The sequence below is a fragment of the Prauserella endophytica genome (assembly GCF_005146945.1).
GTDB lineage: Bacteria > Actinomycetota > Actinomycetes > Mycobacteriales > Pseudonocardiaceae > Prauserella_A > Prauserella_A endophytica.
Genome location: NZ_SWMS01000008.1, coordinates 143679 through 158876 on the forward strand (window position 1 = coordinate 143679; position 15198 = coordinate 158876).

Here is a 15198-nt window from a genome sequence, read left to right on the forward strand (position 1 = left end):
TGTGCTCCTCATGGGATCCGGGAGAACCAGAGCATCGACGTGCCGGCCGTGGCGAGCGCGGCGAGCAGGCCGAAGCCGATGAACCGGCTGGAGGCGTCGCGTTCCTCGGTGCGGTAGCCCACCGACGAGCCGATGTCGCCGTAGACGTCGCGCAGCTCGGTGGCCGTGGCCGCCTCGTGGTAGGAGCCGCCGGTCTGCTCGGCGACCATGCGCAGGGTCTCGCCGTCGACCGGGACGTCCTGCCACTGCCCGCTGATCTCCACCTCGCCGTCCTCGGTGCCCACCGAGATCGTGTCGACGGGGATGTCGGCGGCCCCGGCGTCGGCGGCCATGTCCTCGGGCGAGCGGCCCGCGGTGTTGGCGCCGTCGGAGAGCAGCACGATCCTGGCGGGCGGCGGCTCCGTCAAGGCCTGCGCGTCGAGGCCGCGCACGGCGTCCAGTGACGCCGCGATGGCCTCGCCGATGGCCGTGCCCGCCGTGCCGGTGGCGCCGACGTCGAGCCGGTCGAGCCCGGCGTGGAGCGCGTCGCGGTCGGTGACAGGCGGCACCAGCACCGTGGCGTTTCCCGCGAAGGCGACGAGCCCGACGTTGAACTCCTCGGGCAGCCCGTTCACGAACTCCGCCGCCGCGTCGCGGGCCGCGGCGAGCCGGTCGGGCGGGACGTCGGCGGCCCGCATGGACAGCGACACGTCCACCGCCACGAGCACGGTCGCCCGCTCCCTCGGCACCCGCACCTCGTCCACTGGCTGCGCGAAGCCGACCACGAGCAGCCCCAGCATCGCCAGGAACAGACCGGCGGGGACGTGGCGGCGCCAGCCGGGGCGCGCGGGAGCGACCCGTTCGAGCAGCGGCAGGTTGGTGAACCGCATCGCATAGCGGCTGCGGCGGCGTTGCAGCAGCACGTAGGCGACGAGCAGGGCCGCCACACCGAGCAGCAGCCAGAGCCGTTCCGGTGACAGGAAGCTCATGCCGCACCCGCTCTGCCCCTGGCGGCGAGCGCGAGCCGCCGGTGCGCGAGCACATGCCTGCCGAGATCGGCCACCCAGTCGCGGTCGGTGCGCAGCGCCACGTGCGCCACGCCCGCGCGGCGCAGCGTGTCCCGCACGCGGTGGCGCTGCGCGGCGGCGGCCTCGGCGAAGCGTTCCCGCAGCCGCCTGCTGCCGGTGGGGATCTCCGCGCGGCGGCCCGTCTCCGGGTCGACGACGGTCAGCAGGCCGACGTCGGGCAGCTCCAGCTCGCGTGGGTCGGTGACCTCCACGGCGAGCACCTGATGCCGCAGGCCGAGCCTGCGCAGCGGGACACCCCAGTCGCCGTCGTCGAGGAAGTCCGACACCACGACGACGAGCCCGCGCCTGCGCAGTGAGCGGTCGAGTCCCCGCAGCGCGCTCGCCAGCGCGACCGCGCCCTCGGTGGCCCTCGGCGCGGCGAGCATCGCGTTCAGCACCGCGAGCAGGTGGGTCCGGCCCGCACGGGGCGGGAACCGCCGCACCCCGTGCGGGCCGAGCAGGTCGGCGCCGAGCCGGTTGCCCGCACCGGCGGTGAGGAAGCCGACCGCGCCGACGGCGGCCACGGCCAGCTCGCGTTTCTCCAGCTCGACGGTGCCGAAGTCCATGCTCGCGGTGGCGTCGGCGAGCACGTGCACCGACAGCTCGCGCTCGGCGACGGTGTCGCGCACGTGCGGGGTGCCCGTTCGTGCCGTCACCGCCCAGTCGATGCGGCGGACCTCGTCCTCGCCTGGCCGGTACTCCCTGCTGCCCGCCGGTTCGGTGCCCGCGCCGGGCAGGAACCCGGAGTGCTGCCCGCGCAGCAGGCCGTCGAGGCGCCGTGTGACGGTGAGCTCCAGCCGCCGCAGGCGGTGGTGCGGGACGAGCCCGCCGACCGGGGGACTCATGCGACCTCCGCCTGTGCCGGTGCCACCTGCGGCACGGGAAGGGTGGTGACGATCCGCCGCACCACGTCCTCGGCGGCGACGCCGTCGGCGAGCGCGTCGAACGACAGCACCAGCCGATGGGCGAGCACGTCCACAGCGAGCTCCTGGATGTCGCCGGGCAGCACGTAGTCGCGGCCGCGGAGCAGCGCGAGCGCCCTCGCCGCGGCGACGAGCCCGAGTGTGGCCCGCGGGCTGGCCCCGAAGGCCAGCACCGGGGCCAGCTCCGGCAGCCCCGCCTGCTCCGGCTTGCGGGTGGCCATCACCAGCCGCACGACGTACTCGGCGAGCGCGTGGTGCACGTAGACGTCGCGTGCCTGTTCCTGCAGCCGCAGCACGGTCTCCGGGTCGAGCACGCGCCTCGCCACCGGCCTGCGGGTGCCCATCCGGTAGAGGATGCCGAGCTCGTCGAGCTCGCTCGGGTAGTCGACGAACACCTTCATCAGGAACCGGTCCCGCTGCGCCTCCGGCAGCGCGTAGACGCCCTCGGACTCCACCGGGTTCTGGGTGGCGAGCACGAGGAACGGCTCGGGAACGGGATGGCTGGCTTCGCCGATGGACACCTGCCGGTCGGCCATCGACTCGAGCAGCGCCGACTGTACGCGCGCAGGCGCCCGGTTGATCTCGTCGGCGACCACGACGTTGGCCATGATCGGCCCCAGCTCGACGTCGAAACGCTCCTTCGAGGCGCGGTAGATCCGCGTGCCCACGATGTCCGAGGGCACCAGGTCGGGCGTGAACTGGATGCGCGAGAACGTGCCGCCCGCGGCCTTCGCGAGCGTCTGCGCGGCCAGGGTCTTCGCCACGCCCGGCATGCCCTCGAGCAGGCAGTGGCCGTCGGCGAGCAGCGCGATGACGAGCCGCTCCACCAGACGGTCCTGCCCGACGATCATCCGTTTCACCTCGAACAGCGTCTGTTCGAGCTGGTCGCTCACAGTTCCTGCTCCGGCGAGGACTGCCCGCTGCCGGACGGGCAGTCCTCGCCGTCGTCCGGCTGCGATTCCTGCACGATCCGCACGGTCGGCTCCTCCGCGGAGCCCGGCGTGTCGGCCAGCGCGACACCGCCCGCGATCGCCGCCGCCGAGGCTCCCGCGATCGCGAGCCCGGCGAGTGTCCTGATTCGCATGGTGATTTCCCCTTTCGCGTTTTCCTGCGCGAGGAGTCCATCCGAACAGAACGGGGCGAAAGGCACCGTAAGCAAAGCGAGTGTGAAATCGCCCGTGAATCAGTAGCGCGTGCCTTCGGGCGCAGGAAGCGCGTCCAGTTCCGCGAGATCGGTCTCGGTCAGCGTAAGTTCGGCCGCGGCCGCGTTCTCCTCGAGCCGCGAACGCCTGCGGGTGCCCGGAATGGGCACCACGTGCTCACCCTGCGCGAGGGCCCAGGCCAGAGCGACCTGTGCCGCCGTCGCGCCGTACCGGGCGGCCACGGCCTCGACCCGCTCCACGATGGCGAGGTTGGCGCGGAGGTTCTCCTCCTGGAAACGCGGCAGTTTGGCGCGGAAATCGTCGTGCGCGAACGCGGCTTCGCGGAACCGGCCGGTCAGGAAACCGCGGCCCAGCGGGGAGAACGGCACGAACGCGGCGTCGTTGCGGACGCACCACGGCAGCGTGGTGGCGAGATGCTCGCGGGTCCACAGCGACAGTTCCGACTGCACGGCCCTGATCGGGTGCACCGCCTGGGCGCGGTCGAGCTGCTCGACGGTGAACTCCGAGACGCCGAGCGCGAGCACCTTGCCCTGCGCGACCATCTCCGCCATTGCGCCGATGCTGTCCTCCACCGGCACCTCGGGGTCGGGGCGGTGCAGGTAGTACAGGTCGACGTGGTCGAAGCCGAGCCGCCGCAGCGAGCCGTCGATGGCCTGGCGCAGATGTTCGGGCCGCCCGTCCTGCGCCGGCATCGCCGGCGCACCGTCTTCGGTGAGCCGGACGACGTTGCCGCCCTTCGTGGCGAGCACGACGTCGTCACGCCTGCCCTTGAGCGCCGCCCCGACCACTTCCTCGTTGGTGAACGGCCCGTACATGTCGGCCGTGTCGACGAAATTCAGGCCGAGCTCCAGTGCCCTGCCGATCACCTCGTCCGGGCTCTCGGCGTCGGTCGTGCCGCCGTACGCCCACGTCATGCCCATGCAACCGAGGCCGATCGCCCCCACCTCGGGACCGTCCTGCCACAGCCGTCGCGTTCGCTTCAACATGGCGGCGACGCTAGGACCTTGAGCGCGCTCCAGCGCAAGCCCTGGTCTGGCGTGCTCATACGGCGGACGCGGATCGCGGACGAGCCCTGGTCCACAGTAGAGCGTCTCGTATAACGACCTATACGGCTCGGCTTTATTGAGCCGACGGTGGTCCGTGCCGCTCCGCCGGCTTCCACACGCCCGGGTCGGGCGAGGACGGCGGTGGCGGTCCCATCGGCGCGGGGAAGCCGTAGCGCGGTGTCACCGGCTCGGCTCGCGTCTTCGGTATGCGCAGGGCGAGGACCGTGCCCGCGATGGCGAGCACGAGCGCGCCCGCCAGCAGCCACGTGCCGAGTCCGATGCTCGTGCTCGTGTCCACCTGGAAGGGGCCCCGGCCGTTCTCGGTGGAGCGGAACGTGTCGATCCAGCTCAGCACCTGCATGAACACGACCCAGCCCGCGCCGGTGAGGAAGGCCGCGCCGATGGCGGCGACCAGCCCGGCGGCGCGGCGCGAGACCGCCAGCAGTGTCAGCACCGCGGCCCCGGCCAGTAACCCGGCGGCGACGGAGAGCGGCAGTCCGTTCGAGGGCACCCCGCCCTCCTGCTGCGGGGCGTCGGTGTCCACGCCCCACGCCGTGATCGACAGCTCGAAGCCTGCCTGGCCCGGCGACGAGATCCGGCCGGTGAACAGCGGCTGGAACGACGCGAACGCCGTGAGTCCCGCGGCGAGCACGAGCAACACGGCGGCGACGAGACCGAGCGAGCCACGCGGCTGCCCGCCCGTGCCCGGCCTGGCTCCCGTCGGGTCGGGCACGGGCGGTCGCGGGCTGGACATCGGTCCATGGTCCCACCGCGACCGCCCAGGCAATACCCCCGAACGCGAGGAGAACGCCTGCCGAACCCCGGGCTCAGGCGGTCAGGCGCTGACCCGTCTCCGGGTTGAACGTGTGCGCGGCGTCCGGATCGCGCAGCGTGACCCGGATGGTGTCGCCGAACGACGGCGTGTTCTGGGTCTCCGTCCGGACGATGAAGCGCTCGTGCGTCCCGCCGACGGCGACCTGGCCGTAGACGTAGGCGTCCGAGCCGAGCACCTCGACCAGCTCCACCTTCAGCTCCAGCGCGGGCTCACCGGCGTCCGCGGGGCGCAGGCCTTCCGGCCGGATGCCGACGGTCACCTCGCTCAGTTCGCTCGCCTCCCGGCCGCTCAGCAGGTCGCGCGCGATCGGCACGGTCAGGCCGTCGAGCTTCGCGCCCTCCGCGGTGAGCGGCACGGTGGTCAGGTTCATCGCGGGGGAGCCGATGAAACCGGCGACGAACACGTTGCCGGGCCGGTCGTACAGCGCGCGGGGCGTGTCGCACTGCTGCAGCACGCCGTTCTTCAGCACCGCGACCCGGTGGCCCATGGTCATGGCCTCGATCTGGTCGTGGGTCACGTACACCGTGGTGGTGCCCAGCCTGCTCTGCAGCGCGGTGATGTTGGCGCGCGTCTCAACGCGCAGCTTGGCGTCCAGATTGGACAGTGGCTCGTCCATGAGGAACACGGCGGGCTCGCGGACGATCGCGCGGCCCATCGCCACGCGCTGCCGCTGGCCGCCGGAGAGCGCCTTCGGCTTGCGGTCGAGGTAGTCGGTGAGGTCGAGCAGGCGCGCCGCCTCCTTGACGCGCTCGGCGATCTCGGCCTTGCTGATGCGCTTGATCTTCAGCGCGAAGCCCATGTTCTCCGCGACGGTCATGTGCGGGTACAGCGCGTAGGACTGGAACACCATCGCGATGTCGCGGTTCTTCGGCGACACCTCGGTGACGTCGCGGCCGCCGATGGTGATGGCGCCCTCGTCGACGTCCTCCAGGCCCGCGAGCATGCGCAGCGCGGTGGACTTGCCCGAGCCCGACGGGCCGACGAGCACCAGGAACTCGCCGTCGGCGATGTCGAGGGACAACCTGTCGACGGCCCGGACCGGTGGGTTGCCGGAGAAGATGCGGGACGCTTCGCGGAAGGACACATCAGCCATGCGCACTGTCTAGCCGATCGTGGTTCGCGACCGCTAGAGTTCGATAGTCTAGTAGACGAACTAATTATCCAAGGAGCCGCAGGTGGAGCGCGACGCGCCGGTACGCCCGGTCCAGCAGCACCGGCACAACCTCGCGCTGGTCACCCGGCTGGCGGCGCGCCTCGGCCCGGTGTCGAGGGCGCGGCTGGCACAGGAGAGCGGGCTGACGAAGTCCACGGTCACCCAGCTGACGGGCGAGCTGCTCGACGGAGGGTTGCTGCGCGAGATCGGCACCGGCCGCTCCGGCGGCCCGGGCCGCCCCGCCAACCTGCTCGTGCTCAACTCGCTGGGGCCGGCCGGGATCGGCCTGCAGATCGAAGCCGACCACGTCGCGGGCTGTCTGCTCGACCTCACCGGCCGCGTCCGCGACCGCGCGCTGCGCCGCGCCGACGACCTGCGCGGCGACCCGCTCCGCGCGGTCAAGGCTGCCGAGCCGGTGCTGCGGCGGCTGCTGAACACCGCCAACAGCACCGACAACGTCGTCGCCGGGGTCGCGGTAGGCCTGCCGGGGCGCATCAGGGACGCGACGGTGGTCCGCGCCGAAAGCCTGGGCTGGACGGAGACGAACCTGCCGTGGCTGCTCGGCGACCGGCTCACGGCCCTGGGCGCAGGCGGCATCCCGGTGACGGTCGCGGGCAGCCACCAGCTCGCGGCCCGCGCCGAGCGCTGGTTCGACGGCGAGGACGGCGACGTGCTGGTCTACGTGGGCGGGGAGGACGGCCTCGGCGCGGGCGTCCTCGTCGGCGGCGAGGTGCACGCGGGGGCTCGCGGAGCCGCGGGCGAGCTGGGCCACGTGCGCGTCGGCGGGGCGGAGGAGCCGTGTGTGTGCGGCGGGCGCGGCTGCCTCGACACGGTGGCGGGGCAGAGCGCGCTGCTACTGGCCGCCGGGCTGGACGGCCCGGCGAGGTCGCGGCTGGCGGGTGGGGAGAGCGGGCTCGCGAGGCTGGTCCGCTCCGGCGAGCCGAGGGCGCTGTCGGCGACCCGCCGGGCGGCCGCCGCGCTCGGTGAGGTCCTCGGCGGGCTGGTGCCCGCGCTCGACCCGGAGGTGGTGGTGCTGGGCGGGCACTTCCCGGCACTGGGCGAGGACTTCCTCGGCGCGGTGGAGGCGGCGCTGCGCGCCCGCTGTCCCGGCAGCGCGACCCGCGTGCGTGCCTCCCGCCTTCCCCCCGACGTGGTGGCCAGGGCCGCCGCCACCACGGTCACCGATGCCCTCATCGAGAACCCCGCCGCCTGGTTCGCCGAGTAGCCCGGACCGCAGTGAAGGCCACCATGCCTGCGCCCGCCCGTCTCCCACCACCACCCAGACGGAGACGCTGCGCGCCGCTGAGTCTGATTCCACGCAGTGAAGGTGGCCTTCACTGCGGTCGGCGGGCTGCCAGGGTGGGGGCGTCTCGGGGGAGTGAGCGGGAATCGGCCAGCACTGTCACGTTCAACCTTGCCCGTCAGATACCGATGGTGATGAGTTTCGTCTCGAGGAACTCGTCGAGGCCCTGCCTGCCGCCCTCCCGGCCGAGCCCGCTGTGCTTCACCCCGCCGAAGGGTGCCTCTGGCGCGGAGAGCCTGGTGTCGTTGACGCCGACCATTCCCGCCTCGATCCCCTCCGCGACCCGGAACGCGCGGCCGAGATCACGTGTGTACACATAGGACGCCAAGCCGTAGGGCGTCGCGTTGGCCGCCGCTACGACCTCGTCCTCACCGGAGAAGGTCAGCAGACCCGCCACGGGGCCGAAGGTCTCCTCGGTGGCGATGAGCATGGAAGAATCCACATGGGACAACACCGTGGGTTCGTAGAAGGCGCCGCCGTCGTACTCTCCGCCGGTGAGCCGCCGTCCGCCTGTCTCGAGCCGCGCGCCGCGATCCAGCGCGTCGGCGACGTGCCGTTCGACCTTCGCGAGCGCCGCGTGGTCGACGAGTGGGCCGACTTGCGTTTCCGGCGCGAGGCCGTTGCCGACGTGGAGCGAGCGGACCGACCGCGTCAACCGCGCCGTGACGGCCTCCGCGACGGATTCGTGCACGAAAACGCGGTTCGGTGACACGCAGGTCTGCCCGGCGTTGCGGAACTTCACGGCCGCGAGCGCCGCGACCGCTAGGTCGAGGTCGGCGTCGTCGAAGATGACGAACGGCGCGTTGCCGCCGAGTTCGAGCGACAGTTTCTTCACCGTCCCCGCGGCCTGGCGCATCAGCAGCATGCCCGTGGCCGTGGATCCCGTGAAGCTCACCGCGCGGACGCGGTCGTCGCCGAGCAGCACACCGCCGATCGACGCGGGGTCGCCGGTGACGACGTTGACGGCGCCAGGTGGTAGCCCGGCCTCGGTGAAGGCCTCGGCGACCGCGAGCGCGCTCAGCGGGGTCTGCTCGGCAGGCTTGACCACCACCGCGCAGGCCGCGGCGAGTGCGGCGCCCGCCTTGCGAGCCACCATGGACACCGGCACGTTCCACGGCGTGATCGCGGCGGCGACGCCGATGGGCTGGCGCACGGTGAGCAGGCGGCGGTCGGGCAGTGGGTCGGGGATCCACTCGCCGTAGACGCGCCTGGCCTCTTCGGCGTACCAGTCGAGAAGTTCGGCGGCGGCAAGCACCTCGGCCCGTGCGGCGCCGATCGGTTTCCCCTGCTCCGAGGTGATCAGGCGAGCGATGTCGGCGGCGCGTGCCCGCAGCACGCCGCCCGTCCGGCGCAGCGCGGCGGCGCGTTCGGTCACCGGTGTAGCGCGCCAGCCGGGGAACGCGGCGGCGGCCGCGGCCACAGCGTGTTCCGCGTCGCGCTCGTCACCCAGCGGCACCTCGCCCACCGGTTCCCCGGTGGCGGGATTGGCTCGGGTGTACGTCTTACCGCTTGCCGCCTCCACCCATTCGCCCGCGATCAGCATCCTCGCCGCCACCGCAACTCCTCCTTCAGTTCATTCGAGTCACTATATGACTATTGACGTCAGATTATGAAGAGTCAATGCTTGTCATCCTCCACCGAGAGGAGTCGACATGGCACAAGAGCCAACCGCGGCGGCGAGCGGCCGCCTGGGGCGAGCGGAACTGCGGGTGGTGTCGGAACCGGGGATCACCGTGCGCGTCCGCGCGGTGCTCCCCGACATCGTGACCGGCAGGCCGGTGGTGCTCGTGCACGGCGCACGGGCGGATGGGATCGCGGCGTTCGACCTGCCGGTGCCGGGCGGATCGCTCGCCGAGGACCTGGCCGGTGCCGGCCATGCCGTCTACGTGCTGGACGTGCGCGGGTTCGGCGCGTCGACCCGCCCGGCGGCGATGACGGGGCCGCCCGGCGATTCGCCACCGCTGGTGCGAGCGTCCGAGGCCGCCACCGACATCGCCGCGGTCGCGGGGGAGGTCGCCGCGCGGCATGGAACGCCGGTGGCACTGCTCGGCTGGGCTACGGGCAGCGTGTGGGCCGGACTCGTGGCGGTCCAGCACCCCGCACTGGTGTCACATCTGGTACTCCACAACACGCTGTACGGAGGCACGGACGGGCATCCCACGATGGGCCGCGGTTCCCGCCTCGACGATCCCGGCCGGCCCGGCCGGTTCGCGGCGGAAGCGGTCGGCGGCTACCGGCTCAGCACCGGCGCCGATCTGCTCGGCGGCTGGGACCGGACCATTCCCGCGGCCGATCCGGATGGCTGGCGTGATCCGGCGATCGCCGAGGCCTACGTCAGTGCGGCGCTGGCGGGCGATCCGACGAGCCACACCCGGCGCCCGCCGAGCAGCCGGTCCCCGGCCGGGCCGCTCGCGGACGCCTTCCTGCTCGCCACGGGCGGCTCGCTGTGGAACGCCTCCGAGCTGCGGTGCCACGTGCTGGCGAGCCGGGCCGCGCACGACTTCCTCTCCCGGCCGGAGGATCTCGCGGCCCTGGTACGCGACCTGCGCAACGCACGGTCGGTCGAGGTCCTCGAGCTGCCCCAGGGCACCCATTTCGTGCACCTGGAGCGCCCTGAGCGCGGCCGCGCCGCGTTCGTCGCCGCCGTCCTGACCCTGCTGGCCGCGCCATGAAGCCCCACGTCGCGTTTCTCGACACCTACGACACCGAGGTGCGCGCCGTCATCACCACCGCGATGCCCCGTGGGTGGCGGGTGACGTTCCCGGACGAGGCGGACCGCTCGGTCGCGGACGTCTGGTTCGCCGGCTGGACGCCCATCCGGGCAGGTGACATCGCGGCCGCGCCCCGGCTACGGCTCATCCAGAAGCTGGGTGCGGGCGTGGACAACATCGACGTCGCGGCGGCGGAGCGGCACGGCGTCGCGGTGGCGCGGCTCGCCGGGGGAAACGCCGGAGCCGTCGCCGAGCATGCCGTGCTGCTGATGCTCGCCACCTTGCGCGGGCTGATCGAGTTCGACGGCGCGACCAGGGCGGGGCAGTGGCGCAAGGAGCGGGCGCGCGCCGTCACCCGTGGGCTCGCGGGCAAGCAGGTCGGTCTCGTCGGTTTCGGCGCGATCGGGCGGGAGGTGGCGCGCAGGCTTGCCGGTTTCGGCACGACCGTGTGCTACTACGACCCCCGTCGCCCGGGGGCCGAGGTGGAGGCGGAGCTGCGGACGCGGTACCGCCATCTCGACGAGCTTCTTGCCACGAGCGATGTCGTGTCCCTGCACGTGCCGCTCAAACCCGACACGCGGCACCTGCTCGACGGTCCGCGGATCGCGCGGATGAAATCCGGTGCGGTACTCGTCAACACCGCGCGTGGTGGTGTGGTCGACGAGCGCGCCCTCGCGGATGCCCTTCACCGGGGCAGGCTCGCCGGCGCGGGTGTCGACACGTTCGAACCCGAGCCGCCCGCGCCGGATTCGCCGCTGTTGAGCGCTCCGCGTGTCGTCGTCACTCCCCACCAGGCAGGCGCGATCGCCGACAACGTGGTACCGATGCTCCGCCGCGCGGTCGGCAATGTCGCGTCCTTTCTGGACAGTGGCGCCGTGCCCTGCGAAGACGCGGTGTCGATGTGTTGACCAGTACACCACAGCATGGTTCACTAGTTCACACAATGGTTTCCTAAACCATTATATGAATGGAGGAGCGAGTGAGTATCTCTCCGGCCCGAGTCAGGACGTCGCTCGACGAGACAGGGGAAATGCTTGAGCGGCTAGGGTTGCCCGCCGGAAACCGGTACGACCTTCCCGGCTCGCCGCACCGGTTCCCGGACGGTGCGCACTACCGCCGCGAGATTCCCGGCCTGCAGACACCCGAGTCGCTGAAGGCCGCGCTCGAGGAGACCGCCCGCATCGGGCTGACCCTCCACCGCGCCACACACACCATGGGGATCTTCCGCAACACCGACCGCGAGCTGCGCGAGATGGTGGCCATCGCCAAGGAATGGCAGGTCGAGCTGATCATGTCGGTGGGCCCCCGCGCGACCTACGACATCTCCGCGGCCGCCCGTTCCGTTGAGGGTTCCCGGATCGCGTACCGGCTGCGTGGCGGTGACCAGCTCGCGCGCGCGATCGAGGACGTCAAGCGTGCCGTCGGCTTCGGCGTGCGCGGCATCATGGTCTACGACGAGGGCCTGCTGTGCGTTGTCGACGAGTTGCGCAAGGCCGGTGAGCTGCCCGCGAACCTGCACATCAAGGTCAGCGGCCACTGTGGACACGGCAACCCCGCCTCGGTCCGGTTGCTGGAGCGGCTGGGCGCCGACACCATCAACCCGGTTCGCGACCTGGACGCGCCGATGTGGGCCGCGCTGCGGCAGGCCACGACGCTGCCCATGGACATGTCCACAGAGAGCCCCCAGTCCTCCGGTGGCTTCCTGCGTGACTACGACGTCGCCGAGATCGTCCGCGTGGCCGCGCCCATCCATTGCAAGTCCGGTGGCTTCGAGCAGGCGACGCACGCGTTCCAGTCGACCGCCGAGGACGCGAAGCGCTACGCCACCCGGGTCGAGCTGGTCAACCGAATGATCGAGACCTACTTCCCCGAGGCGGTCTGCTCCAAGCAGGGCCCGGCCGACCTGGCGATTCCGGAGTGACCGGCAGTGGACGGACAGCGCGCACTCGCCGGCATGCGGGTCGCCGACTTCACCAGGGTGGTCGCAGGCCCCTACGCGACGATGCTGCTCGGCGATCTCGGTGCTGACGTCGTCAAGGTGGAGCGGCCCGGTACCGGCGACGACTGCCGGGGGTGGGGGCCACCGTTCAAGGACGGGGAGAGCACCTACTTCCTCGCGGTGAATCGCAACAAGCGCAGCGTCGAGCTGGACCTGAAGAGCGAGGAGGGGCGCAGGCTCGCCCGTGAGCTCGTCGCGTCCAGCGATGTCGTGGTGGAAAGTTTCCGCCCCGGCACTATGCGACGGCTGGGGCTGGACTACGAAACGGTGCGTGAGCTGCGGCCGGACGTCGTCTACTGCTCGATCTCCGGCTTCGGCACCGACGGTCCGTACCGGGAGCGGGCGGGGTACGACGTCATGGTGGCGGCGCACGGCGGCCTGATGTCCATCACCGGAACACCGGGCGGCGAGCCGGTCCGCACGGGGGTGGCGCTCGTGGACGTCACCACCGGACTGTTCGCCGCCCAGGGCATCCTGGCCGCCTTGCTGCACCGGCAGCGCACCGGAGAGGGGCAGCACGTGGAGGTGTCGTTGCTCAGCGCGCAGCTGGCGGCGCTCATCAACGCGGCGAGCGCCTACCTGGTGGCCGGGCACGTCACGGGTCCGCAGGGCAGCGGGCACGACTCGATCGTTCCGTACCAGGCGTTCCGTGCCAGGGACGGCTACGTCGTGGTGGGTGCCGCCAACGACCGGCTGTTTCGGCTCCTGGCCGAGACGATCGGGTGCCCCGAGCTGGCCGGCGACCCCCGGTTCCGGACGAACGCCGACCGGGTCGCGCACCGGGACGAGCTCGTGGCGCTGCTACAGGACCGTCTGTCCACAGAAGACGCCACGTACTGGGAGGACGTGCTCTGGCGCGCGGGCGTGGCTGTCGCCCGTGTCCGGACGCTCGACGAGGTCTTCGATGACCAGGAGGTGGCCGCGTCGGGGCAGGTGGTCACCGTCGACCACCCCCGGCTGGGTGCGGTTCCGCTCGTCGGTCCCGCCGTACGGCTGTCCCGGACGCCGGCGGCGGTGACGCTGCCGCCGCCACTGCTCGGCGAGCACACCACCGAGGTGCTCGCCGAACTGAAGCTGGGCACCAACCGAGCTCGGTGAAAACGTGTCAGCATCATCCGACTGATCACGTGGCAGGTCTTGAGGGCAAAGGAGCCTCTCATGAATCGAGGCCGGGTGGCGTGGCGCTGGCTGCTGCGGCGGCTCGGGGCCACCGTACTGACCCTGCTCATTGTCTCGGTCATCGTATTCGCTTTCACCCAGGCGTTGCCGGGTGATCCGGCACTCGTCCACGCCGGGGCCGACGCGTCCCCGGAACGGGTCGAGCAGGTACGGGAGGAGCTCGGTCTCGACCGGCCTTTGCCCGTCCAGTACCTGAGCTACATCGGGGACGTGGTGACCGGCGACTTCGGAGTGTCGGCGAGGGACGGCAGGCCGGTGCTGGACCTGATCGCGGAGCGGTTACCGGCCACGCTGGAACTCGCGATACTGAGCCTGCTGGTGGCGGTGCTCATCGCGGTCCCCGCGGGGATCTTCGCGGCGAAGGGCAGCGGCAGGCTGTCCGGGGTGCTGACCTCGGCGCTGACGCTGACCGGTTTGTCCGTACCGGCGTTCTGGTTCGCGATCATGCTGATCTACGTCTTCGCGGTTCAGCTCCAGTGGTTCAACGCCGGTGGGTACGTGCCGTTGACCGTTGACTGGCAGGCGAACCTCGCGTTGATGGCGTTGCCCGTCGTGGCGACGGGGTTCCGGCGCTCCGCGGAGATCGCCCGGTTCGTGCGCTCCGCGGTACTCGACGTGTCCACGGCGGACTACGTCCGCGTGGCCGAGGCGAAGGGACTGACGGGGCGGCGGATCATGCGCAGGCACATCCTGCCGAACTCGATGATCCCCGTGGTCACGGTCACCGGTCTGCAGATGGCGGAGATGCTCGGTGGTCTCGTTCTCACCGAGACCGTGTTCGGGATCCCAGGTATCGGCAGGCTCATCGTGGACAGCATCTTCGCGCGGGACTTCGTCGTCGTGCAGGGCTGCCTGCTGACGGCGGCGGTCCTGGTCGTGGTGGTCAACACGCTGGTCGATCTGCTCTACACCCGTCTCGATCCCCGGATCACGCTGGAGGCCGCCGGTGTCTAGCACAGTCAACCTCGGTGCCGCCGCGGTGGCGCGTCCGCGCCGGGCGGGGCTGGCGCGCCGCCTGCTGCGCAACCCCTCGGTCGTCATCGGCGGGCTCGTGGTCCTGCTGCTCGTCGCCGGGGCGGCGCTCGCGCCGCTGGTGGCGGTGGCGCCCGACGCGGTCGACGCCACCGCGGCCGGCCAGGGTCCGTCGGCGGCGCACCCGTTCGGCACCGATCCCCTCGGCCGGGACCTGTTCTCCCGGATCCTGCACGGCGCGCGGGTCTCCCTGTTCGCCGGGCTGATCGCGGTGGCGCTGAGCGCGCTCATCGGGATCCCGGTGGGCGCGGTGGCCGCGTACGCGCAGTCCCGGCTGGTCAGGGGCGGCATCCTGCGCGTCGTCGACGCGCTGCAGGCGTTCCCGTTTCTCATCCTCGCGCTCGCGGCGGCAGCGGTGCTCGGGCCGGGCACGGTCAACGCCGCCGTGGCCATCGGTATCGCCTTCGTCCCGCATTTCGTGCGGATCGCCCGTGCGCAGGTGCTGAGTCAGCTGGGCATGGAATACGTCGAGGCCGCCCGCGTGCTGCGGCTGCCCTCGGGACGCATCGTGATCCGGCACATCCTGCCGAACGCGGTGAGCCCGCTGCTCGTGCAGGCCAGCCTGGCCTGCGGGGTGGCCATCGTGACGGAGGCGGGTCTGAGTTTCCTCGGGCTCGGAACGCAGCCGCCGACGCCGAGCTGGGGCGCCGAGCTCCGCGCGGCGCAGGGCTACCTGCTGACGGACATCAACTACGCCTTCTGGCCTGGCCTGGCCATTTCACTGGCCGTGCTCGGCTTCAACCTGCTCGGCGACGGGCTCCGCGACGTCTTCGACCCGCGGCGTCGCTCGGCCTGACCGCCCGGACGG

At 71.9% G+C, this 15198-nt stretch carries 15 protein-coding genes; 7 read left to right on the plus strand and 8 right to left on the minus strand.

Annotated features, from left to right (window positions below):
• Window positions 1-8: 8 nt before the first annotated feature.
• The 7 genes from FCN18_RS16605 to FCN18_RS16635 form a co-directional block, all read right to left on the minus strand.
• A complete protein-coding gene (locus FCN18_RS16605) occupies window positions 9-968 on the minus strand; it encodes a VWA domain-containing protein (protein ID WP_137095539.1) in 960 nt (319 codons plus the stop codon).
• Entirely contained in the window at window positions 965-1891 is a 927-nt protein-coding gene (locus FCN18_RS16610) for a DUF58 domain-containing protein (RefSeq protein WP_137095540.1), read from the minus strand. Before FCN18_RS16610 ends, FCN18_RS16605 begins: the two co-directional genes overlap by 4 nt.
• The gene (locus FCN18_RS16615) at window positions 1888-2820 is read right to left on the minus strand and encodes an AAA family ATPase (RefSeq protein WP_112274836.1); all 933 of its coding nucleotides are present in this window, start codon (window positions 2818-2820) and stop codon (window positions 1888-1890) included. Before FCN18_RS16615 ends, FCN18_RS16610 begins: the two co-directional genes overlap by 4 nt.
• Window positions 2821-2858: 38 nt before the next feature.
• A complete protein-coding gene (locus FCN18_RS16620) occupies window positions 2859-3053 on the minus strand; it encodes a hypothetical protein (protein WP_112274251.1) in 195 nt (64 codons plus the stop codon).
• Between the two features lie 99 nt (window positions 3054-3152).
• Window positions 3153-4118 (minus strand): aldo/keto reductase, encoded by a 966-nt coding sequence (locus tag FCN18_RS16625; RefSeq protein ID WP_137095541.1) that lies wholly within the window; start codon window positions 4116-4118, stop codon window positions 3153-3155.
• Window positions 4119-4251: 133 nt separating this feature from the next.
• The gene (locus FCN18_RS16630) at window positions 4252-4932 is read right to left on the minus strand and encodes a hypothetical protein (protein ID WP_137095542.1); all 681 of its coding nucleotides are present in this window, start codon (window positions 4930-4932) and stop codon (window positions 4252-4254) included.
• A 73-nt stretch (window positions 4933-5005) separates the two neighbouring features.
• A complete protein-coding gene (locus FCN18_RS16635) occupies window positions 5006-6106 on the minus strand; it encodes an ABC transporter ATP-binding protein (protein ID WP_112274245.1) in 1101 nt (366 codons plus the stop codon).
• 82 nt (window positions 6107-6188) lie between these two features.
• On the opposite strand from FCN18_RS16635, the gene FCN18_RS16640 reads away from it, so the two are divergent.
• Window positions 6189-7391 (plus strand): ROK family protein, encoded by a 1203-nt coding sequence (locus FCN18_RS16640; RefSeq protein ID WP_137095543.1) that lies wholly within the window; start codon window positions 6189-6191, stop codon window positions 7389-7391.
• 196 nt (window positions 7392-7587) lie between these two features.
• On the opposite strand, the gene FCN18_RS16645 is transcribed toward FCN18_RS16640, so the two are convergent.
• A complete protein-coding gene (locus FCN18_RS16645; RefSeq protein WP_228713999.1) occupies window positions 7588-9024 on the minus strand; it encodes an NAD-dependent succinate-semialdehyde dehydrogenase in 1437 nt (478 codons plus the stop codon).
• Window positions 9025-9121: 97 nt separating this feature from the next.
• On the opposite strand from FCN18_RS16645, the gene FCN18_RS16650 reads away from it, so the two are divergent.
• The 6 genes from FCN18_RS16650 to FCN18_RS16675 all read left to right on the plus strand — a co-directional run bounded on the left by FCN18_RS16650 (window position 9122) and on the right by FCN18_RS16675 (window position 15186).
• A complete protein-coding gene (locus FCN18_RS16650; RefSeq protein ID WP_137095544.1) occupies window positions 9122-10141 on the plus strand; it encodes an alpha/beta hydrolase in 1020 nt (339 codons plus the stop codon).
• The gene (locus tag FCN18_RS16655) at window positions 10138-11088 is read left to right on the plus strand and encodes a 2-hydroxyacid dehydrogenase (RefSeq protein WP_137095545.1); all 951 of its coding nucleotides are present in this window, start codon (window positions 10138-10140) and stop codon (window positions 11086-11088) included. Before FCN18_RS16650 ends, FCN18_RS16655 begins: the two co-directional genes overlap by 4 nt.
• Window positions 11089-11210: 122 nt before the next feature.
• On the plus strand, window positions 11211-12101 hold the full coding sequence (locus FCN18_RS16660) for a hypothetical protein (protein ID WP_199542991.1): 891 nt from the start codon (window positions 11211-11213) through the stop codon (window positions 12099-12101).
• A gap of 6 nt (window positions 12102-12107) precedes the next feature.
• Window positions 12108-13277 carry a CaiB/BaiF CoA transferase family protein gene (locus FCN18_RS16665; protein ID WP_228714001.1) on the plus strand — a complete coding sequence of 390 codons (1170 nt, stop codon included), beginning with the start codon at window positions 12108-12110 and terminating at the stop codon, window positions 13275-13277.
• Between the two features lie 60 nt (window positions 13278-13337).
• The gene (locus FCN18_RS16670; RefSeq protein WP_112274233.1) at window positions 13338-14312 is read left to right on the plus strand and encodes an ABC transporter permease; all 975 of its coding nucleotides are present in this window, start codon (window positions 13338-13340) and stop codon (window positions 14310-14312) included.
• Window positions 14305-15186 carry an ABC transporter permease gene (locus tag FCN18_RS16675; protein ID WP_228714002.1) on the plus strand — a complete coding sequence of 294 codons (882 nt, stop codon included), beginning with the start codon at window positions 14305-14307 and terminating at the stop codon, window positions 15184-15186. Before FCN18_RS16670 ends, FCN18_RS16675 begins: the two co-directional genes overlap by 8 nt.
• Window positions 15187-15198: the final 12 nt, after the last annotated feature.

Coding starts and splice junctions, on each gene's coding strand:
- FCN18_RS16605 (WP_137095539.1), bottom strand. CDS start 968: ATGAGCTTCCTGTCACCGGAACGGCTCTGGCTGCTGCTCGGTGTGGCG.
- FCN18_RS16610 (WP_137095540.1), bottom strand. CDS start 1,891: ATGAGTCCCCCGGTCGGCGGGCTCGTCCCGCACCACCGCCTGCGGCGG.
- FCN18_RS16615 (WP_112274836.1), bottom strand. CDS start 2,820: ATGATCGTCGGGCAGGACCGTCTGGTGGAGCGGCTCGTCATCGCGCTG.
- FCN18_RS16620 (WP_112274251.1), bottom strand. CDS start 3,053: ATGCGAATCAGGACACTCGCCGGGCTCGCGATCGCGGGAGCCTCGGCG.
- FCN18_RS16625 (WP_137095541.1), bottom strand. CDS start 4,118: ATGTTGAAGCGAACGCGACGGCTGTGGCAGGACGGTCCCGAGGTGGGG.
- FCN18_RS16630 (WP_137095542.1), bottom strand. CDS start 4,932: ATGTCCAGCCCGCGACCGCCCGTGCCCGACCCGACGGGAGCCAGGCCG.
- FCN18_RS16635 (WP_112274245.1), bottom strand. CDS start 6,106: ATGGCTGATGTGTCCTTCCGCGAAGCGTCCCGCATCTTCTCCGGCAAC.
- FCN18_RS16650 (WP_137095544.1), top strand. CDS start 9,122: ATGGCACAAGAGCCAACCGCGGCGGCGAGCGGCCGCCTGGGGCGAGCG.
- FCN18_RS16655 (WP_137095545.1), top strand. CDS start 10,138: ATGAAGCCCCACGTCGCGTTTCTCGACACCTACGACACCGAGGTGCGC.
- FCN18_RS16660 (WP_199542991.1), top strand. CDS start 11,211: ATGCTTGAGCGGCTAGGGTTGCCCGCCGGAAACCGGTACGACCTTCCC.
- FCN18_RS16670 (WP_112274233.1), top strand. CDS start 13,338: ATGAATCGAGGCCGGGTGGCGTGGCGCTGGCTGCTGCGGCGGCTCGGG.